Annotated in this window: 15 protein-coding genes and 1 pseudogene; 9 read left to right on the top strand and 7 right to left on the bottom strand. The window is 71.7% G+C overall.

Annotation, left to right across the window (positions count from 1 at the left end):
* Positions 1–171 precede the first annotated feature (171 nt).
* A complete protein-coding gene (locus tag ABT354_RS25455; protein WP_351497739.1) occupies positions 172–1,110 on the top strand; it encodes a hypothetical protein in 939 nt (312 codons plus the stop codon).
* Here ABT354_RS25455 and ABT354_RS25450 read toward each other — a convergent pair.
* From ABT354_RS25450 to ABT354_RS25440, 3 genes are all read right to left on the bottom strand, one after another.
* Positions 1,104–3,677 carry a fibronectin type III domain-containing protein gene (locus ABT354_RS25450; RefSeq protein WP_351497737.1) on the bottom strand — a complete coding sequence of 858 codons (2,574 nt, stop codon included), beginning with the start codon at positions 3,675–3,677 and terminating at the stop codon, positions 1,104–1,106. The two genes, ABT354_RS25455 and ABT354_RS25450, sit on opposite strands and share 7 nt — an antisense overlap.
* 347 nt (positions 3,678–4,024) lie before the next feature.
* The gene (locus ABT354_RS25445) at positions 4,025–4,441 is read right to left on the bottom strand and encodes a hypothetical protein (protein ID WP_351497735.1); all 417 of its coding nucleotides are present in this window, start codon (positions 4,439–4,441) and stop codon (positions 4,025–4,027) included.
* Positions 4,442–4,706: 265 nt separating this feature from the next.
* Positions 4,707–5,048 carry an NIPSNAP family protein gene (locus ABT354_RS25440; protein ID WP_351497733.1) on the bottom strand — a complete coding sequence of 114 codons (342 nt, stop codon included), beginning with the start codon at positions 5,046–5,048 and terminating at the stop codon, positions 4,707–4,709.
* Positions 5,049–5,158: 110 nt separating this feature from the next.
* Between ABT354_RS25440 and ABT354_RS25435 the strand changes: the two genes are divergently transcribed.
* Both ABT354_RS25435 and ABT354_RS25430 read left to right on the top strand, forming a co-directional pair.
* Positions 5,159–5,962, top strand: coding sequence for a HEAT repeat domain-containing protein (locus ABT354_RS25435; protein WP_351497731.1), 804 nt, complete (start codon positions 5,159–5,161; stop codon positions 5,960–5,962).
* A 327-nt stretch (positions 5,963–6,289) separates the two neighbouring features.
* Positions 6,290–7,414: a hypothetical protein gene (locus ABT354_RS25430; RefSeq protein WP_351497729.1), complete on the top strand. Its 1,125-nt coding sequence runs from the start codon at positions 6,290–6,292 to the stop codon at positions 7,412–7,414.
* A gap of 480 nt (positions 7,415–7,894) precedes the next feature.
* On the opposite strand, the pseudogene ABT354_RS25425 reads toward ABT354_RS25430, so the two are convergent.
* Positions 7,895–8,007 (bottom strand): annotated as a pseudogene (locus ABT354_RS25425) (IS5/IS1182 family transposase); the annotation flags it as partial.
* Between the two features lie 316 nt (positions 8,008–8,323).
* Here ABT354_RS25425 and ABT354_RS25420 point away from each other — a divergent pair.
* The 6 genes from ABT354_RS25420 (at position 8,324) to ABT354_RS25395 (ending at position 16,102) form a co-directional block, all read left to right on the top strand.
* Positions 8,324–10,126, top strand: a complete 1,803-nt coding sequence (locus ABT354_RS25420) for an ABC transporter ATP-binding protein (protein WP_351497727.1) — start codon at positions 8,324–8,326, stop codon at positions 10,124–10,126.
* Positions 10,123–11,868, top strand: coding sequence for an ABC transporter ATP-binding protein (locus ABT354_RS25415; RefSeq protein ID WP_351497725.1), 1,746 nt, complete (start codon positions 10,123–10,125; stop codon positions 11,866–11,868). The genes ABT354_RS25420 and ABT354_RS25415 overlap by 4 nt, the downstream gene beginning before the upstream one ends.
* Before the next feature lie 170 nt (positions 11,869–12,038).
* Positions 12,039–13,061, top strand: a complete 1,023-nt coding sequence (locus tag ABT354_RS25410; protein ID WP_351497723.1) for an ABC transporter substrate-binding protein — start codon at positions 12,039–12,041, stop codon at positions 13,059–13,061.
* A 95-nt stretch (positions 13,062–13,156) separates the two neighbouring features.
* Positions 13,157–14,188 (top strand): FecCD family ABC transporter permease, encoded by a 1,032-nt coding sequence (locus ABT354_RS25405; protein ID WP_351497721.1) that lies wholly within the window; start codon positions 13,157–13,159, stop codon positions 14,186–14,188.
* Between the two features lie 56 nt (positions 14,189–14,244).
* Positions 14,245–15,267, top strand: coding sequence for a FecCD family ABC transporter permease (locus ABT354_RS25400; protein WP_351497719.1), 1,023 nt, complete (start codon positions 14,245–14,247; stop codon positions 15,265–15,267).
* A gap of 313 nt (positions 15,268–15,580) precedes the next feature.
* Positions 15,581–16,102, top strand: a complete 522-nt coding sequence (locus ABT354_RS25395; RefSeq protein WP_351497717.1) for a DUF6000 family protein — start codon at positions 15,581–15,583, stop codon at positions 16,100–16,102.
* A gap of 132 nt (positions 16,103–16,234) precedes the next feature.
* On the opposite strand, the gene ABT354_RS25390 is transcribed toward ABT354_RS25395, so the two are convergent.
* The 3 genes from ABT354_RS25390 to ABT354_RS25380 form a co-directional block, all read right to left on the bottom strand.
* Positions 16,235–16,864 (bottom strand): peptidase inhibitor family I36 protein, encoded by a 630-nt coding sequence (locus ABT354_RS25390; protein ID WP_351497715.1) that lies wholly within the window; start codon positions 16,862–16,864, stop codon positions 16,235–16,237.
* Positions 16,865–17,092: 228 nt separating this feature from the next.
* Entirely contained in the window at positions 17,093–17,893 is an 801-nt protein-coding gene (locus ABT354_RS25385; RefSeq protein WP_351497713.1) for a hypothetical protein, read from the bottom strand.
* 133 nt (positions 17,894–18,026) lie between these two features.
* Complete coding sequence (locus ABT354_RS25380; RefSeq protein ID WP_351497711.1) at positions 18,027–19,655, bottom strand: alpha/beta fold hydrolase; 1,629 nt, start codon at positions 19,653–19,655, stop codon at positions 18,027–18,029.
* Positions 19,656–19,688 lie beyond the last annotated feature (33 nt).

Below are 19,688 nucleotides of genomic sequence, written 5' to 3'. Positions count from 1 at the left end.
CAGGAAAATGTCGTCCGAAAGACGACAAGAAGCGTCGTCCGGAAGACGACACAATACCGACCGAGCGAGGAGTGCAATCGTTCGGCCGCCTGGCAGCATTTACACACGCCCCGTGAACAGGACCCCGAGGAATGGGCAGGGGAACTGGCGCTCGTCACCAGTGATTTCTCCGTGAGGGACCGTGATCTGACCAGCGTGGCGGCCAAGTACGACCGCATCATCCGATGGGCGCGCTATGAGGACGACGAGCTGGATGAGACCAGCCTCCTCGCCGCACTCCTCGTCATCCGCACCCTGCGCGACAAGCTCCTCCTCGACGAGCAGCGCCTCATGAAGGCCGCCCGGGCCAGGAAGGTCACCTGGAGCCGCATCGCCGATGCCCTGGAACTCAGGAGCCGCCAGGCGGCCGAACGCCGCTACCTCCAGCTCCGTGACGATCTCGACAATGTGGCCGGCGACGTCCTCACCCAGGCCGAGCGCGTCGAGGTCGCCCGCGCCCGCCGGGACCGTCACACGGAACACACCTGGGCGTCGCGCCACGCCGACCGGATCGCCGCGCTCGCGGTGAGCCTCAGCGGTGTCTCCGGGCTGCAACAGCGCGCCGACCGTTCCCAGGCGGCCCACAAGGCTCACGAGCGTGCGGTCAACAGCGCGGTCTACGAGGGCCGCCCCACCCCTGTCGCGATCCGGATGCCATGGCCCGAGCGGCTCGGAGAGGCCGTGAGCGCCTACCGCAACCACCGCCGGGCCGCGGCGGTCCCCAGCGGTCAGCGCCGTGACGGCCTTCTGACACCCTTCCGGTACGACCGGCTCCTCCATGAACTCTTCGGCCTCGTCGGGCACGCCCTCGACATCGACCTTCACGATCACCCCGACCTCGTACAGAACGTCATGACGCTCTACAGGGAGGCCGGATCGGCCTCTCCCCGAACAGCGGGGGAACCATGTCCGGACAGGGACAGGGACAGGGACAGGGACAGGGACAGGGACAGGGACAGGGACAGGGACAGGGACAGGGACAGGGACAGGGGGAAGGGGAAGGGGAAGGGAGGACAGGGCCACCGGCCGGGCCCGTGGGACCCGCTCGGTGGCCGTCCGGCCGGTCAGTAGTCCTCGGGCGGGGCCACCAGGTCGGGGCTGCTGGGCGGGCCGGTGCCGATGTCGTTCTCGGCGATGACCCAGAAGCGTCCTCCGTCGGCCCGGAGACTCCGCTCCGCGCCGGGGAGGGTGGCCGTGGTGTCGTAGGAGTAGACGATCGAGTCGTCGGGGTCCACCCCGGGTACATCGGCGACGAGGCTGTAGACGAGGCGGCCCCCGTTGCCGTCGTTCTCCGGCGGGTCCCAGGTGAACACGGCGTCGTCACCCTGGTAGGCGAGGGTGAGGTTCCGGGGGGCGGAGGGGACGGTGGAGCCCGTACGGACGAACGCCTCGGTGCGGGTGCCGGGGCAGCTGGAGGTCAGCGCCTGGGTGGCGATGATCTTGGCGAGGGCCGGGCCCGTACCGGAGGCCGTGTTCGTGTAGACGCCGTCCTGGCTGATGGTGCCGGGGCTGCCCTCGGCCAGGCTCCAGAACACCGGCCCTTCGCACCAGTTCCTGCGGCTCACCGTGAAGGTGGTGCTCCCGCTCGCGGGCAGCACCCGCGTCGGATCCTCGATGTAGATGCCGGCGAGAGGGCCTTCGGTGCTCCACACGGTACGGGAGAAGTCGGCGACGGGGACGGCGTACTCCAGGTTGAGTTTCTTGATCCCGCCGGTGACCTCCACCCGGACGCCCACGTCGAGATGTGCCCACGGGTTCTCGGTCGGTGCGGTGACGAACTTGAGGTACGGGACGAACTGCAAGCCGGGTCCGATCGCCCCGTACAGCTCGAAACTGATCGCCGCGGGGAGGTCCAGCTGCGCCGTGACGCTGGGGGACAGCCGGTCGGTGGTGACGTCCGCCACCGGGTCGGTGGTGGTGCTCCGGCCGCTCCAGCCGTCCTGGAGGGCGTAGTCGGCGACGCCGCCGATGTGCTGCTCGTACGTGGCGGTGGCGGTGAACTCCAGGGATCCGGAGACGGACAGCTGGGCGCTGAGGGTGAGGGTGGGGACGATGACGACGGGGACCGGGCCGATGGGGACCGTGATGGCCGCGAGGGGCAGCGAGGCGAGGGTGACGGCCTGGCTGGAGCCGCCGACGGTGCCGGCGACCGTGGTGGTGACGGACGCCTTGACGTCCACACCGGCGGCGAAGGTCAGATCGGTGACCTCCCCGATGTCCTCCCCGGTGTCCGGGTCGGTCTCCCCGGTCGTCCTGACGACGAGGTCCCAGTGCGGGTCGAGGGTGACGGTGCCGCTGATGCTGGTGGACAGACCGGCGAACTCCCGGGTGTTGTCCCCGGGCCTGATCGTCAGTCCGAAGGCCAGATCATTGCCGACGGTGACCGGCTCGGCCCGTACGCCCGGGTGCAGATAGCCCGGCTCGGCTCCCTCGTCGGTCAACTCCCCGGCTGCCGACACCTGGGCGTCGGTCAGGACCCGTGACAGGTCGGCGTCGGCGGTGGCCACCACCAGGGTCGTGCCCTGGCGCCGTACCCCGGTCACCGTGCGCAGCAGGCCGTCGGGGGCCCGGGGGCCGGTGTCCGCGACGATGATCTGCCCCGTGCGCAGCCCGAGGAGTTGCCGGGTGGGGCCGGTGAACCGCAGTTCGCCGAGTTCCTTCCCGGTGAGGGTGGCCATCGAGGCGGCGGAGAGGACGACGGTACGGGCGGCGACGTCGACCCGGGGGGCGACGGGTTCCTCCGTCCGGGCGGCGGGCCCGGTGCCGACGGCGTTGGCGGCGGTGACGGAGACGGTGTACTCCTCGTCCGGGCTGAGTCCGTCGATCACCGCTTCGGTGATCGGGGCAGCCGTACGGACGGTGGTGCCCCCGGCCGTGACGCGGTAGCCGGTCACCGGGGCGCCGCCGTCGTCCTCGGGCGGGGTCCAGGTCACCCGCAGTGCGCTGTCCCGGCCGCCGTCCGGGCTCGCGGAGACATCGAGGGGCGCGGCGGGCGCGGTGTCGGGCCGGGGACGGACCCCGCTCTGCTCGGCGGGGGCGCCGGGCCCGGCCTTGTTCACGGCCCGTACGGCGACGGTGTACGCGGTGCCGTTGGCCAGCCCCGCCAGCGCCGCCGATGCCGTCTCCGGTCCGACGGTGACCCGGTGGCCGCCCGGGGTGGCGGTGACGGTGAACGCGCTGATCGGAGCGCCGCCGTCGTCAGGAGCGGTCCACTCGACCTCCACCGCCCGGTTCCGCGCGTACACCGCGCCCAGTACCGGCTCCCCCGGCGGCCTAGCCGTCCGGGGCGTGGCCTGCTCGGACGGATCCGAGAGCAGGGCGCGGCCCCGGCTGACCTCCTGACGGACCGTGAAACGGTACGCCGTCCCGTTGGCCAGCCCCGTGACCCGGGCCGTCCGGGCGTCGGCGGGCACCCGGACGGACCTGCCGCCGGGCGACGCGGTGACCAGGAAACCCGTGATGACGGGGTCGGTGTCGGCCACGAAACTCACATCGGCCGCGCTGTCCCGAGGGAAGACCTGGGTGACCAACGGCGGCTGGAGAGGAGCGGCGGCCAGGGCACCAGCGGGCCCGGGGGCGACGAGCGCCCCCAGCAGCAGCGCCAGAACGAGCAGAGGACGGGGGAACCGGCAGCGCATGGCCACTCCTCGCGTCGAGTCGCCTGAAGTCGACTCACCGAACGCCAAGATAGGGAGCTGTCGGCGGAACAGCGGACGGCCCGGCGGGCAAACCCCCTGAAAGTGTCTCCACCGGAACAGCCGTTTGGCCGCTGCGGCGGGTCCCGTCGTAGGGCCACGACGGTGCCGCCCGGGGCCGCCTCGCACGGTGCTGCCCTGGGCCGTCTCGCACGGTGCTGCCCGGGGTCGCCTCGTACGACGGTGACCGCACCGGCGTCCGCGAGCCGGTGCCTCTCCGGAACACCTCCGCCGCCCGACCGGGCCCGCACGGAGTGGTCACCGTCCGATCCGAGGACGGCCCCCTCGTATCAGACGGTGAACTCTTCGGCGAACAGCGTCACTCCGTCGAAGGTGGTCAGCACGGAGACATATCCGTAGTGGACATCCGTCGTGGGAAAGCTGGTGAGGCTCCAGGGCGCGTCGACCACTCCGGGGCCGCACGGCAGATCGCCGGCGCCGGACGGCATGGCCATGGGCATGAGCTGGAGGGCGCTGAAGCTGACCGGCACGGTGGTACCGGCCGGTTCGGTACAGGTGTAGATCCCGCCGATGGTGAGGGTGCCGAAGATGGAGGGATGGTTCGCGGGGTCGGCGCTCGCCCACCGCACATCCATCGACCTGGCCGACTGGGGCAGGGCCGCGGCCCCGGGAGCGGCGACGCCCAGCGTGGCCAGGGCGGCGGTGGTGAGTGCTGCCGCCCAGCGGGATCTTATGGTCAGGCTCATGGCATTTCCCTGATGGGTGCGGGCCGGCTCGGCCGTGCGGTTGAGGGAGCCCAGGTCTACCCGCGTCCGGGGGCGGCCGGCAGTCGCACGACACGGCGCGCGGGAGCAGAGCCTCACCCGGAGGGTGCGGAGCGCGGGATCACCGTCTCCCGCCTCGGAACGCGCCGCCGCCCGTACGACCGATGGCCGTCACGGGCGGCGACGCGTCCTCGGGCCCGGCCTCATCCGCCGGTGGACCCGCTCTCACCGGTGCCGGGTTCGCCGGTCATGAGTGCGCGGAGTCTCCGGCGCTTCCGCCTCCCTCCTGGTCGAGGGGCCGCAGAAAGCGGCGCTCGTACCGCCGGATACAGCCCGTGCGACGGGCCAGCTCGAACGCCGCCCGGCACTCGGGGTCGGTGGCACTGTCCGCCCGGTACTGCTCGTACTGCGCGAAACCGGGAAAGGAGAAGAGCGCGTAGGCGATGTCACTGTCGCCCTCGCTGGGCAGGAAGTACCCGTGATGAGTGCCGCCGAACCGGTTGACGAGCACGACCCACCGGCGGCCGTACTCCTCGAAGTCCTCGATACGGTCGGGATCGATCTCGTACTTCAGATGAATGGTGATCACAGGACGACATGATCCCCGACCGGCACGGGGCCACCGCGCCCGGCAGGTCGCGTGCCGGCCCGCCGCCGCTCCGGGCGACCCCGTGGAGTGGGCACGTAGCATGCCGGGTCATGGCGATGTTTGTGCACTTGGCGTCGGCGGCGAACACACCGCGCATCCGCCGGTCCGGGATCCGGGCGGTCAGCCGGGGACAGGGCGATCTGCGGGGGGTGTACTGCTTTCCGGTGCTGCCGTCGTACACCCTCACCCACCAGTGGCTGCGCGAACTGGCCCGGTTCGGCAGCCGGGGCGGACTCATGGCCGTCCATGTACGGCTGGACGACGACCAGCCCGTCCTGGTCGGGCGCTACGGGGACCGGGCACGGAATGCCCAGTCCACCGTTCCCGCGGCCGAAGCGGTACGGCGCATAGCCGCGCTGGACGACCCACGGGGGTGGGAAGTGTTCGTCCCCCGGGCGATCCGGCCGCGTGAAGTGCACCGGATCCGCACGGTGCCACAGGTCGCGGGTTGGCGGTACGTGCCCGACGCGCACGGCGTCCGCCCCTGTACCTGCTTCGGATGCCGGGTGCGCGGGGAGTACGGGGGACGGCGCCTGCGCGAGCGGCGGCCGCATCCGCTGGACGGGCCGCCACCACGGTCCGGAACGCTGCTCGCGAGAGTCGCAGCGGCCGGCGACCCGGGTGACCCCGCCGTGCTGCGCGAAGCACTGCACTGGTTCGGTCGGTACCGACGGGGCCCGCTCGCCCAGCTGACCCGCCTTGCCGCCCATCCCGACCCCGGCGTGCGAGCGGACCTGGTCCGGGCGGTCGCCGGCTGGTCCACCCCCGGGGTCGCCGAGCTGCTGGACGGTCTCGCTGACGACCCGCACCCGGATGTCCGGGAGGCGGTGGAGGCCGTCCGTGAAACGCAGTGATCACTGACCCCCGGGAATCCGGGATCGCCCCGGGCCGTCGTGGTGTCGACCGATCCGGAGGTGGTCGAAAATCGGCCACCCGGAGCCGCGTGGTTCTGTGCACCCCGCCCCGTCGCGCACCGAGCCGAGCGGAGGAGAATCCGCTGGTGGCGCGGACCCCGTGCGATCCGGGCCCCGCGCGTACCGCTGCCCATGATCACGTGATCACGGCATCTTTCGGTCGTTGAATGGTGAGACTCCCTAGGGCTCCGGCGGTATCGGGGGCCTGTATGTGCGGAGTGCCGGGCCGTGAGGGCGCGGCAGCGATACGAGGAGTGGTGACCGGCTATGACGAGACTCTGGGCCCGGCGATGGCGCACCGGCCTGACGGCTGTTCTGACGATGGCGCTGATACCGCTGGCGGGAACACAGGCGGGTGCCACCGGCACCACCGCCGGCGGTACGTCCGCCGTCACGAAGACCCGGACGACCCTGGGCAGCGATGTCGTGATCCACGACGACACCTTCGCGAACGTGCTCCAGCAGACCCTGACCATGGCCGCGGGAGAGAAGCGGCATCTGCGCGGCCGGGCCGAGACCACGAACTCGATCACGGGCAATGTCGGTATGACCTCCCGGATCCACTGCAACAACGCGGCCGGCACTCTGGTCAGCGTGGAAGCCGCCTCGGCCCGTAATCACGAGGGCTACGACACCACCACCTACGCCACTCCGGGGAGGTTGCCGCTCTTCGCCGATCTGCTGTTCACCGCGCCCGCCGCAGGCACCTATACCTGCTTCCTCCGGGTCAACGCCTACACCAGTCTGCTGGGCAACCCCTATCTGACCGTGAAGGCGGGGAACACCTGGCTGGAGTCCGACGACAGCGACCGGCCCGGCGCCCAGTGGTGGCAGAACCCCAACTGCCCCAGTGGTGGATTCGTCGACCCCGCTGTGCCTCAGCTTCCCGGGACCGTCGCGCGCTGTACCTATGTTGGTGCCTCACCTGCGGAGCCGGATGCCTGGGTCTTCTACAACGACGGCCCGCCCGGCACCCCCGTCCAGAAGTGGCAGGCCCATCCCGACGCCGACAGCGTCTCCGCCCAGGCCAATCTCGGCCTCACCACCTGCTACTACAAAACAGGTTCCTGCACAGAAGACATGTGGTCCGCCCCCAAGGGCCCGGGAGCGGTCGTCAACACCCGCTTCGAGCTGATCCAGCTCGACACCACAGGCCACGCCTGCCGCACCCGCGATGACACGGTCGTGCGCACCGTCGGCGACGACGCCCACCACACCACCGGCTACCACTCCATCAGCGCCATGCCCATCGAACCCTCCTGCGGCACCCGTACCTTCATCATGCGCATCTACGTCAAGCACGTCTCGGGGCAGCGTGTGAAGATCGACGGAGCCCAGAGCAATGGCCGCACCCCCCTCACCAGCGGCATCGCCTTCAACAACTTCGTCTGAGCCGACCGTAGTTCTGACGAGGAGGGGCTCCCGCCCCGCTCCCTGACCGCACCGGTCAGGAACGCCCGCCCGACAGACCTCCGAGGCCGTCGGCCGCCGACGGCCTCGCGCAACAGACCGCGTGGCGCAGGCGCTGCCCTACGCGGCAGCGCCTGCGCCACGCGGCGCGTCTCCGCCGCAAGGTGAGCGCCCACATCGGTGTCCGCGGGCGGGCGCAGTTCGCCGGGAACGCCGGAACGCCCGAACGCCGGACTGACGGTCAGCCGGTCGCGGCAGGCCCACGGCTCCCGCACGGTTCGGGCCCGGCCCTGCCTCGGCCCGCCCCCGGCGGCCACTGCGGGCCCGGTCGACGGTGCCGCACGACATTCACCGTCCCCCCCCCGCGTGCCCTTGGCATGTCCTGACGAAGGGACATCCGGTGTCGTCCACCCTTGCTCTCCCGGCGTCCACCCTTGCTCTCCCGGACCGTGCCCTCTGTGGTGACACGCTCCGCTCGATCACCCACCTGCGGCGCCCCCGAGCCGTTCCCGTGACTCGACGCCCTTGCGGCTGATACGGACCCCGATTCGATTGCCGCGGGGCCATCTGCGCAGCTGAGCAAGGGCGTATTTTCGTCACCCCGGCTCCCCTTTCGTCACGCCCGGGACGGTCCGTCGTACGGACGGAGACCGACTGCACCGGCGGCGACGGGGCAAGGCCACAACGGGCACCCGCAGAGCCGGTCGAGACACCGAGTGGACCGCCCCTGCGCCCATTTGACATCACGTCGGCTTCAAGACTCAAGATTCGAGGTGAGGTTAGGCATGCCTTACAACGCCCCGGGGTGGCGGGCGGCGGAGGCTGCTCCATGAGCCACGGGTCCAGGAACCCGCCGACGGCGACCGAGGCCCTTGAGAGAGAAGGAGAGGCATGGGTACGACGACGGACACCGGCACGGTCGGCGCGGCGCGGCCCCCCGAGGACGCCGGCGAACCGGCCGGACTCGCCGGGGCGGGCGCCCTGGCACGACTGCTCGCACCGGTCCGCACCCACCTCGTGATCTGCGCGGTCCTCTCGACCCTGAGCGCGGCGGCGGGCATCGTGCCCTACATCGCCGTCGCCGAGATCGCGCGGGCCATGCTCGAACACCCCGCAGGGGCCGAAGCCGCCATCTGGACCTGGGTCGGCATCGGCGCGGCGGGCGCATGCCTGTGGCTGGTGCTCTTCGTCCAGTCCTCCCGCGTGGGCCACTACGCCGACGCGGCGATCCTGCACCACCTGCGCGTACGCATCGTCAGCCACCTCGGGGCGCTGCCGCTGGGCTGGTTCCGCGCCTCGGGCTCGGGCCGGGTCAAGAGGGCGATGACGGGCGACCTGGAAGAGATGCACGAGGTCATCGCGCACGCCCTGGGGCAGCTCACCGGCGCGGTCACCGTGACGGTCGTCGGAACGGGCTATCTGTTCCTCGTCGACGTCCGGATGGCCCTCGTCGTGCTGGGCGTCCTCGGTCTGATGGCCGTCTGCTACCGCGTCTCGATGCGATCCATGACGACCCATATGAACCGCCTGGTCGCCGCCGACGCGCGGATCAGCGCCGCCAGTGTCGAGTACGCCGACGGGATCCAGGTGGTCAAGACCTTCGGCACCGGGGGCCGCGTCCTGCGCCGCTTCGACGACGCCGTGGACGAGCACACCCAGGCGTTCGCCGCATGGGTCGCCGAGGTGCGCCACAGCTCGGCGGCGACACGGCTGTTCGGCTCGGAGATGGCCGTCCTCGCCGCCGTGACGGCCACCGGGCTGGCCCTCCTGGACCACGGGTCGCTCGCCGTCGCGGACCTTGTGGCATTCCTGATCGTCGCGGTCGGGCTGCCGAACTCGATCCTCCCCGCCGTCTCCGCCTCCCAGGGAGTGCGCAAGGGCCGGATGGGCGCGGCCAACATCGAACGGCTGCTGTCCCGTTCGCCGCTGCCCGAGCCCGAACGACCGCGGTCGCCGGGTGGCCACGGAGTCGAGTTCGACACCGTCTCGTTCTCCTACGACGGGGTGACCAACGCGGTCGAGGACATCAGCGCCGTCTGTCCGCCGGGCCGGGTGACCGCGATCGTGGGACCGTCGGGCGCCGGGAAGACGACGCTCGCGAGCCTGCTCCCGCGCTTCTACGACGTCACGGACGGGGCGATCCGGGTCGGTGGCGTCGATGTGCGCTCGATCCCGTCGGCCGAGCTGCTGGGGTCGATGTCCCTGGTGTTCCAGGATGTCGCACTGCTGCGCGACAGCGTCGCGGAGAACATCCGCATCGGCCGGCCCGGTGCCGACGACGCGGAGGTCCGCCGGGCGGCGGCCGACGCGCACCTGCACGAGGTGATCGAACGTCTGCCCCGTGGTTACGACACACCCCTCGACGCGGGCGGGGGCGGCCTGTCCGGCGGTGAGCGCCAACGGCTCACGATCGCACGGGCGATCCTGTCCGGGGCGCCGATCGTCCTCCTGGACGAGGCGACCGCGTCCCTGGATCCCGACAGCGAGGCGGCGGTTCAGGACGCCCTGGCCGCCCTGGCCGTCGGCAAGACGGTGATCGTCATCGCCCACCGTCTGCACACGATCGCCGGTGCCGACCAGATCCTCGTACTCGACCGGGGTCGGCTGGTCGAGCACGGCGGTCACGACGAACTGCTGGCGCGCGACGGGCTGTACGCCCGGATGTGGGCCGCACAGGAAGGGGTGCTCTCATGATCCGCCGGTTGTACCGACTGTGGCCCGAGCCGAGGCTGCTGGCCCGTCTGTGGCTGCTCACGGCGGCACAGGCCGTCCTCCAGGGCCTCCTCCTCGGCCTGCTCGTCCCCGTCCTGGACGCCGTCGTACGCCCCGAGCCCGACCTCGCCGCGGCCACCCCGTGGCTGGTGCTCGGCGCGGTCGGCGCGGTCGCGTACGGAGTGCTGAGCGTCATCGCCACCCCGGTGGGCTTCGCCGCGGCCGGCTCCCTCGCGGCGCAGCTCCGGCGGCGGTTGATGCGCCATGTGAGCACACTGACACTGGGATGGTTCACCGCCGAGCACAAGGCCCGGCTCGCGCGGGCGGTGACCGCGGACGTGGGCAACGCCGCACACCTGGCCGTCACCGTCGCCGGACCAGTGATCACCTCGACGCTGCTGCCCGCGACGGTCGTCGCCGTGACGTTCACGGTCGACTGGCGGATGGCACTGCTGCTGTGCGTGATCGCCCTGGTCGCCCTGTGGGCGCTGCGCCGCGCCGCGCGGATCGCCGAGATCGCCGAGATCGAGCTGGAACGGGCGTCGACCGGGGTCGCGGGCCGGGCGATCGAGCTGGCCCAGGCCCAGCCGGTGCTGCGGGCCGCCGGTCACGCCCACGGCACACCCCGGATGCATGCCGCGCTCGTCGACCACCGCGAGACCTACCGGGACGGCATGCGCCGCGCGCGGCGACCGTTCTTCGTCTACACCGGCGTCATCATGGGCGGGTTCGTCGCGGTGCTCGCGCTCGCCGCCGAACTCATGCTCAGCGAGCGCATCGGGGTCGCCGAGGCCATCGCGCTCCTCGTACTGGCCGCCCGCTTCCTGGAGCCGCTCGGCAATCTCATCGACCTCATCGGGGCACTGCGCGCGATGCGGAACCAGATCGCGCGCATCGAGGAGCTGCTGGCCACCCGTACACCGCCGCTGCCGGCCGACCCGGTGCGCGTGATCGAGGAGGCCGACGTCGAACTCTCCGACGTCGTCTTCACCTACCCGGGCGGCGACGCCCCCGCGCTGCACGAGGTCTCGCTGCGCTGCCGGCCGGGCACCACCACCGCCCTGGTCGGACCGTCCGGTTCCGGGAAGACGACGGTGACCCGGCTCGTCGCCCGGTTCTTCGACGTCGACGCGGGACATGTCCGCGTCGGCGGTGTCGACGTGCGCGAACTCGATCCCGGCACGCTGCTCGACGAGATCGCCATCGTCTTCCAGGACGTCTACCTCTTCGACGACACCATCGAGAACAATCTGCGCCTGGCGCGCCCGGAGGCGACCTGGGACGAGCTGGGCGAGGCGGCGGCCGCGGCCCGGCTCGACGAGGTGATCGGACGACTTCCCGACGGCTGGCGTACGAGGGTGGGCGAGGGCGGCGCGCAGCTGTCGGGCGGCGAACGCCAGCGCGTCGCGATTGCCCGGGCGATGCTCAAGCGGGCCCGGATCGTCCTCGTCGACGAGGCGAGTTCCGCGCTCGATCCCGAGAACGAGGCCGCGGTCGCGCAGGCCGTCGCCAACCTCGGTGCCGACCCCGGGCGCACCGTGATCGTGATCGCCCACCGTCCCGCCACCCTGGCCGCGGCGGACCAGGTGGTCGCGCTCGACGGCGGCCGGGTCGTCGAGACCGGCCCGCCCGCGGAGCTGCTGCGTACGGGCGGGGCGTTCGCCCGGCTCAGTCGGCGGTACGAGCGGGCACGGCACTGGCGCATCGCCGACCCGGCGTCCTGACCCGACCCGGCGCGCTGACCCGTACCGGCGTCCTGACCCGTACCGGCGCACTGATCCGTACCGGCGTCCGCGTATCGCCGACGCCGTGCCGCGCCGTGCCTCGACCCGCCACCCATCACCTGCCACCCGCCACATCCACCACCGCGACATCGATCAGGAGAACCCCGCCCATGCTGAGCCCCGCCATCCGTCGCCGTGCCGCGCGCGCGACAGCCACGCTCGCCGCGGCCGTGCTCGTCCTCACCGCCTGCGGCTCCGGCGGCCCCGGCGGGGGCGCCGCCGTCGGCGGGACCGACCGGGTCACGCTCACCGGCGCCTACGGCAGGACCACCGTCCCGGTCACCGACGAGAAGATCTGGGCCCTCGACCCGAGGACGGCCACCGAACTCCTCGGCATCGGCGTCACCCCCACGCACTCCGGCACCTACACCCACCGCGGCGACGCGGCCATGGAAGCGCGCCGGCGGCTGCTGGCCGACGAGGGCGTCGAGCTGGTCGATCCCGACAAGGTCGAGCTGGTCCTCAAGGCCCGGCCGTCGCTCATCGTCGGAGAGCGGAGCCTCAGCAGCGACAAGCTGATCAAGAAGCTGAGGAGGATCGCACCGGTGCTGATCACCCCGGCCTCCGCGCCCTGGCACGAGAACCTGCGGCTCCTCGGCCGGGCCACCGGCCGGAGCGACCGGGCCGAGACCGTCATCGACCACCTCGACCAGGCGATCACCACCACCAAGGGCGACCTGGAGAAGGCGGGTCGGACCGGGAAGACCGTGTCGCTGATGTCCGCGTGCGGAGACGGAACCTTCTGCGCCTACGGCAGCGGCCGGACCGCCGGCCCGGTCCTGACCGGCCTGGGCTTCAAACGCCCCGCCCGGCACGGCCAGAACCGGACCGGTCTCACCTACGGGTACACCAGCGTCAGCGAGGAGAAGCTGGGCGACCTGGTCGCCCCGATCGTCTTCGTCCTCTCCGGATCCGTCCAGTACGGTGCGCCGGACCCGCTGGACAACCCGCTGTTCGAGGTCGGCGACGCCACGGTCGGCGCGGTCGACTTCGCCGCCTGGTACGGCTCCGGCTCCTTCGATGTGCCATGGATCCTCAACGATGTTCGCGCCGTCCTCCTGGGCGACGGCACCGTCACCGACGAGGCGAGCGGCGTCACGCTGTTCCAGCACCTCAGAAAGGCGACCGCCTGATGCGGCGGCAACCCGCCTCGGACGGCGTACCCCCACCGGAGGCTCCGCGGCACGCCCCCGGAGCGGTGGTCCGGTCCGCGCGAGCACCGGACCCGATGGTGCCTCGCGGAACGCCCACCGGGACCGCCCGTGCCGCCACGCGCCGCCGCTGGATCCGACTGGCGCTCCTGGTCGCCGCGGTGCCCGTCGTCGCGGCGCTCAGTCTGGCCGTGGGGGCGGACGCCATCCCGCCCGCGACGGTGTTCGACGTGCTGCTGCGCCCCGACGGCAGCAAGGCGGCCATCATCGTGCACGACCTGCGCGTCCCCCGGACGGTACTGGCCCTCGCCGTCGGCGCCGCGCTCGGGCTCGCGGGCGCGCTGATGCAGGGGCAGACCCGGAATCCGCTGGCGGACCCCGGTCTGCTCGGGGTCGAGGCCGGCGCGGCGCTGGCCGTGGTGCTCGGCATCGCGCTGTTCGGCGTCGACGACATCTCCGGCTATCTGTGGTTCGGGCTCGCCGGGGCAGGCGCCGCGGCCGTCGCCGTCCTGGCCATCGGCTCCGGCCGGGGCGGATCCGACCCGCTCTCCCTGGTCCTGGCCGGCGCGGCCGTCTCCGCCCTGCTGATGGCCCTCACCCAGGCCTTCGTGCTCCGCGACGCCGACTCGATCCAGGCCTACCGTGTCTGGGGTTCCGGCACGGTCATGGGCCGCGGCCTCGACATCTTCCACCAGGCCCTGCCCCTGCTCCTGCTCGGACTGCTCCTGGCCGCCGTCGGCGCGTCCGGGCTCAATCCGCTGCAACTCGGCGACGACGTCGCCCGGTCGCTGGGACAGCACCCGGCGCGGCAGAAGCTCCTCGGCATCGGCGCGATCATGGTTCTCTGCGGGACGGCCACCGCCGCCTGCGGCCCGATCGGATTCGTCGGACTCACCGTCCCCCATGTGGCCCGCGCCCTGTGCGGGGTCGACTACCGGTGGGTGACCGCGTACTCGGCCGTTCTCGGCGGACTGCTTCTGACTTTGGCCGACACGGTCGGCCGTGTCATGGCCCCGCCGTCGGAGGTCCATGTCGGCATCGTGATGGCCCTCATCGGCGGTCCGGTCTTTGTGATCGTCCTCCGGCGCACCGGGCCGGTGCGCCGATGAGAGCCGGGCGCCGACCGGCCCCCGTGCCGATACGCCTCAGGTCCGCCTCCTGGCTCGTGTCACCACGGGCCCTGACCGCGACTCTCGCCGGACTCGTCCTGCTCGCCCTGCTCGTCACCGTCGACCTGGCGACCGGCGAGTTCGGTATCGGCCCGGGCGCGGCGCTGCGCGCGCTGGTCGTCGGCGACGACCCCGCCCACGCCCTGCTGGTCAGGGAAATCCGGCTGCCCCGGATCACCGTGGCCGTCCTGGTCGGCGCGGCCCTCGGACTCTCCGGGGCGCTGACCCAGACCCTCGCCCGCAACCCGCTGGCCGGCCCCGACATCCTCGGCGTCACCCAGGGAGCATCGCTGGCCGCCGTGCTCGTCATCGTCGGAACGACATCGGCCGGGTACGGCGGCGGACCGGCCGACGGGGCACTCCAGCGCTTCGGTCTCGTACCCGTGGCCTTCGCCGGAGGTATCGCCGCGGCCGCCCTGCTCCGGATCCTCGCCGGACGGGGCGGACTCGACCCCCAACGGCTGGTCCTGACGGGCATCGCCGTCGGCGCGGTACTCACCGCCCTCACCCGATGGGTACTGGTCCGGGCCGGCGTCGACGACGCCGCGAGCGCCCAGGCGTGGCTCTTCGGCGACCTCGACGGACGCGGATGGGACCACGCCGCCCCCGTCGCCGTCGTCCTCGCCGCGATGCTCCCACTGTCGCTGCCGCTCGGCCGGCACCTCGGCGCGATCCAGCTCGGCGACGACATCGCCCGTGGACTCGGGGTACGGCTGCGGACGACCCAGCTGCGCACCCTGCTGGCCGCCGTGCTGCTCGCGGCCGCGGCCGTCTCCGCCGTCGGGCCGCTGGGCTTCGTCGCCTTCGCCGTCCCGCAGATCGCGCTCCGTCTGACCGGCGGAGCCCGGCCACCGCTCGTCACCTCCGCGGTCTACGGGGCCTGCCTCGTCGTCCTCGCCGACCTGATGTGTCACAGCGTCCTCCCCCCGGGCGTCCCGGCCGGAGCCGTCACGGCCTGCGTCGGCGCTCCCTTGCTGATCCGGCTCCTCGTCCGCGCCAACCGGAGGAACACGGCATGAGGAACACGGTAGGACGACCACCCCGGCCGGGCGCCGCCCCGTCGCCAGGTCGTGACGGCACCGTGCGGTCCATGCCTCCATGCCTCCACGCCTCACATGACCTGCCGCGGAGCCATGGCCGGAAAGGTGCTGCTTCCGCCGGGGACCGATTCTCTGTTGTGCCGAGAGCACCTTCCACCACGCCGCCGCCGTCCTCAGGTTGAAGCGATGGCGCTCCCTGGCCACCAGGTACGACAAGACCCGCGAGTCCTCCCGGGCCGCAGCCACCATCGCCGCAATCCCGCGCCGGCTCCGACCTTGAAGAAGAGATCCGGTGATCGCTGTACGGGGCCCTGGCCCTGGGGAAACCGCTGGCAGCCGGGTCCTCGCCGGGCGAGGATACGGCCATGCGCTCTTCGAAGGCGGCTGGCGAGAGCGCAGGACTGCCTGCTGGCTGGTCGCCGTAGCCGGCAGGACCGAGTTCCGCAGCCGCATCGGCGAACTTCTGCTGGCCGACGGAGGCCCCTACAGCGGGGCCTACTGCATCACCCTTGCCACCTTCGGCACCGGCGCGGACGCCGATCTGGTCTGCCGCTACCTCGATCGCTACTTGCCGCTGCCCGACCTCGTCCACGACCGGACCTTCGCTCTCAGCACACTGCTTCACCTCGATGCCGTCCTGGGGACCGATCGGGCGTCCCGCTACCTCGCCCCCGGTGGCCTGTGGCAGCGGTGGACCGATGCCAGGCCGAACACGGTGCAGGATCCACAGGAGTACCGGCAGTTCGTGGACCAGCTCTGCTCCTTCGCCGCCGAGTGCGCTGAACTCTTTGTCGGCTTGGAGACCACGCACTGAGCTTCCCGACCTGACCGCCGGACGCCGACGGCCCGATCCCCCTCGACGACCAGAGCAACGGTACGGCCGAGGGGGCCGACCCTCCCGTGCCGGTGTGCCGGGCGGATCGGCCCCACCGGCCGGGGGGAGCTGTCAGACCCGGCTCATCTTGGAGACGCCGGTGTCCAGGGACAACCAGCCCTCGGAGACCACGTCCCGCTGCCAGCCCGCGCCCACGCACAGCCATCCTTCGTAGAGGCCGACGGACCTGCCGGTACGGTTCCACACCGCCTTGGCGGAGTCGACCCCGACCGGTGCGCAGGAGTCCGCGTAATCCTTCGAGCTCCTCGATCCGGAGAAGTTCGCGTTCTCCCAGAAACAGATCTTGCCGCTCGCACAGTCGACGACCCGCGCCGAGCCGGGCCCTTCGCCATTGGCGAAGCTGTTGGGGCCGAGCAGGTAGCGCGGCTTGTCGGAACAGTCATTGCTCTTGTAGAGCTGAAGTCCGCCGGATCCGGCGTTGTGGATGGTCTTGGGCCTGGAGGTGGTGCCGTCGGGCCAGACAACGTTGTCGAGGGGGATGCAGGTGCCGTCCGCCGGGGTGGAGACCCGGTGGATCTGCCCCTGCCCGTTGATCTCGTCCCACAGGCACACGTCCTCGCCCCAGCACTGTTCCGCGGCGTTCGCGGACGGGGTGGCCAGCAGCGCCGTCCCCGCGATCGTCACCAGTGCCACCCCGGCCAGACGGATCCCGCGGGCCGCCTGTGCGAAGCGATGCGTCATGAGCCCAACTCCTTGCCGGCGCCTTCCGGGGGAGGCCGCGTCTCCCGCAGGTTTCACCCTTCGCGCCACTCGGTGCCACGTGAGCAACTCTTGGTGACATCAGTACAGGAGGGTGGAACCCAGGATCCGGTGATGCCAGAGCATTCATCTGAAAGAGATCCATCGGATGCCCGTTCGCCCATGATGGACAGACGGGACGACCACCCCGGTTGGACGCCTCGCTCCTCCTCAGTGCGCCCAGGGCAGGCGAACCGCCTCGATGTCGGAGTCGTTCAGCAAGGCGTCGATGAGGGCCGGGGGCCCGGCGACCTTGGTGGCCCACAGGTCGTAGTCGGTGCACAGGACCCATGAACGGTCATCGGCCCAGAAGTTGGACGGGCTGAAGTCGGGCTCCGACCCGTCGTACAGGATCTCGGCGTCGCCGAGCCGGCCCGCACGCACGTGAAGGTTGTCGAAGTCGACGGCCGAGAGCATCAGCGGGTTGTAGTAGGCCAGACAGCGGGTGTCCGGGCCGGCGGGACTGTGCCGGGTGAGAACGGCGATCAGCCGGTTCCAGGTGTCCCGGTCCAGGCTCCCCTCGGTCGGCGGGACCACGCTCAGCGGCCAGCTGCCCTCCTTCCTGGCCGACGGAAAGCACCGGTAGGAGGGCATCAGCCCGTCAGGCACGGCAGGGTCGCCGGTCCGCCGGGCCAGCTCGGCCCAGCGCAGCCGCCGCCAGCCGGGGCCCGGGTGGCGGGCGCGGCCCAGCCCACCTCCGGTGGTGATGCCCCTGGCGTCGAGGTCGATACCCCCCACGATGTGGGGCAGGGCGCTCCCGTCCGCCAGACGTGCCTGATGGAGCTCGTGGTACGACAGGTCGGCCGGCCCCTGCTCATGCTCGTACATGGCGTTGAGCACCCACGCCGCGTCGGGCATCGCCGGGGGCATGAACCCGGTGATGCCGTCGCCGCACAGCTCCAGCAGCCAGTCGGTGGCGCTGGACGGTACGGGCGGCCACAGGCTGGACATCACGTTCGGTTCCTCGGACATCCGCTCATGGTCTCAGGCGCGCACCCGCCCTCCCGTGCGCGGGGCGGGGCCGGCTCATGCTGCCCCGTACCCCGCCGCACGGTCGTCCCGGCGGGAGGCCCGACGGCCCCCTGCCGGGCATCCCGTCACCCGGTCAGGGCTGTCGCTCTCCGCCACAGGTGCCCTCGGCCTTGTGTCCGGTACGGAAGAAGGTGACCGCCTTCTCGGCGCAGGAGGTGAAGGGCAGGTCGGCGTGCCCGCTGTTCAGGATGGTGAACAGGGTGCCTCCGGTGGCGTCCCTGGCCTGCTCGGCCCAGAGGTAGGGGGTGACCCCCTCGTAGAGATGGCCGGAGATCTGGAGCGCGCTGTTGCCCTGTGCGGGCCTGGCGGCCGGCGCCTTCAGCGGCCACTTCGCACACGGGGAGCTGAAGTGCGTCCCTCCCGTGAGGGGATCGGCCGCACGGCGGGTCTCACGGGTCGCCCACAGGCCCGCGAAACCGCGGCTCGCGAGGTCGGTGTTGCAGAACATGGCATACCACTGGAGCGTGTTGGAGAGGTAGCTCGGGTTGCCCGTCCTGAGCGGGAGCGGGCGTTCCGGTGTCGCTCCGGCGGTGGCTGACGGGGGCGCCTGGGGCGCCCGGGCTGCCGGGGCTGCCGGGGGTACCGATGGCGTGGCGCCGTTGCGCACCGCGGCCAGGTTCTTCGCCGCGTCGTCCCACTCCTCCTGGGGACGGAAGACCTGGTCGAGCACCCAGCGTCCGTTGATGAGAACTCCGTCGCCGGTACGGGGCCTCTTCTCCAGCCGGCCGCGCAGCTCCCCCAGCCGGCCGCGCACGGTTGCCTCGTCCGCGCCCCACTGGTGTTCGGCGTCCCGCTGCGCCAGCCACTTCACGAACGGCGCGGATTCCTGGGCGCTCCCCGACTCCATATCGCCTTCCATGGTGGGCAAGTGGCGTGTCGGAGGCACCGGTGAGTCCAGCCACATGCGCTCCGTGCGCCGGTCGAACAGGGCACGGTAGGCCATGCCGATGGCGGTGCCGAAGGAGGCCCCATAGAAGTTGATCTTCTCGGCGCCGAGCGCCGCGCGGAACCGGTCGATGTCGCGGGCGGCGTTCTCCGGGGTGATCTGCCGTACGAACCCCGGGTCGATGGCCGCACAGCGGGTGTTGTACTCGGCCTGGTGGTCGAAGAAGGCCTTCTGGATCTTCTTCTCCGGCGTCGTCGGCGCCGGTTCGGGCCCAGGCTTCTGATCGCAGGGGATCCCGTCGCTGTATCCGGTCCCCCGGAGGTCCAGCCCGATGAAGTCGCGGTCGCTGTTGAGCGCGGCGAGTCCGCGCTGTGTCATGGTCGCCGGGTCGCTGATGTTGGAGAACCCCGGTCCGCCCAGGACGGACACGAGGGGCGCCGCGGATGCCTTCGGCTGGGTGGCCCTGACCCGGCTCACCGCGATCGTGATCTTCCGGCCCTCGGGCCTCGCGTAATCCATCGGTACGGACAGCTCGGCGCACTCGGAGCGGGTGTCGTTCTTGATCGGCCAGCCCGCCTTCACGGTCGAGCAGAGCTGCCACCGGAGTCCCTCCCCGACCGCACGCTCACCACCTTGCGCGGCGACGACGCCGGTGCTCGCCTGAAGCCCGGCCAGCACCACGACGGAGACGGTCAGGGCGCGACGGCGTACGACCCCGGCCGGGCGGTGCACGACCCCGGCCGGGCCGGACTGCTCACGGCGGTGATCGGTGCTGCGGTGATCGGTGCTGTGGGGATCGCTGCGGTGATCAGTCATCGGTGACACGAGAAGAAGCCTCCGTGAGGGGGG

Source organism: Streptomyces sp. NPDC000594 (assembly GCF_040299965.1).
Classification (GTDB): Bacteria; Actinomycetota; Actinomycetes; order Streptomycetales; family Streptomycetaceae; genus Streptomyces.
This window is presented reverse-complemented; position numbering and strand designations above follow the sequence as displayed.

Bases quoted from the DNA above. Each gene is read 5' to 3' on its own strand.
- ABT354_RS25445 (WP_351497735.1), bottom strand. From the start codon at position 4,441: ATGAGCCTGACCATAAGATCCCGCTGGGCGGCAGCACTCACCACCGCC.
- ABT354_RS25415 (WP_351497725.1), top strand. From the start codon at position 10,123: ATGATCCGCCGGTTGTACCGACTGTGGCCCGAGCCGAGGCTGCTGGCC.
- ABT354_RS25390 (WP_351497715.1), bottom strand. From the start codon at position 16,864: ATGACGCATCGCTTCGCACAGGCGGCCCGCGGGATCCGTCTGGCCGGG.
- ABT354_RS25410 (WP_351497723.1), top strand. From the start codon at position 12,039: ATGCTGAGCCCCGCCATCCGTCGCCGTGCCGCGCGCGCGACAGCCACG.
- ABT354_RS25405 (WP_351497721.1), top strand. From the start codon at position 13,157: ATGGTGCCTCGCGGAACGCCCACCGGGACCGCCCGTGCCGCCACGCGC.
- ABT354_RS25430 (WP_351497729.1), top strand. From the start codon at position 6,290: ATGACGAGACTCTGGGCCCGGCGATGGCGCACCGGCCTGACGGCTGTT.
- ABT354_RS25380 (WP_351497711.1), bottom strand. From the start codon at position 19,655: ATGACTGATCACCGCAGCGATCCCCACAGCACCGATCACCGCAGCACC.
- ABT354_RS25435 (WP_351497731.1), top strand. From the start codon at position 5,159: ATGGCGATGTTTGTGCACTTGGCGTCGGCGGCGAACACACCGCGCATC.
- ABT354_RS25385 (WP_351497713.1), bottom strand. From the start codon at position 17,893: ATGTCCGAGGAACCGAACGTGATGTCCAGCCTGTGGCCGCCCGTACCG.
- ABT354_RS25420 (WP_351497727.1), top strand. From the start codon at position 8,324: ATGGGTACGACGACGGACACCGGCACGGTCGGCGCGGCGCGGCCCCCC.
- ABT354_RS25450 (WP_351497737.1), bottom strand. From the start codon at position 3,677: ATGCGCTGCCGGTTCCCCCGTCCTCTGCTCGTTCTGGCGCTGCTGCTG.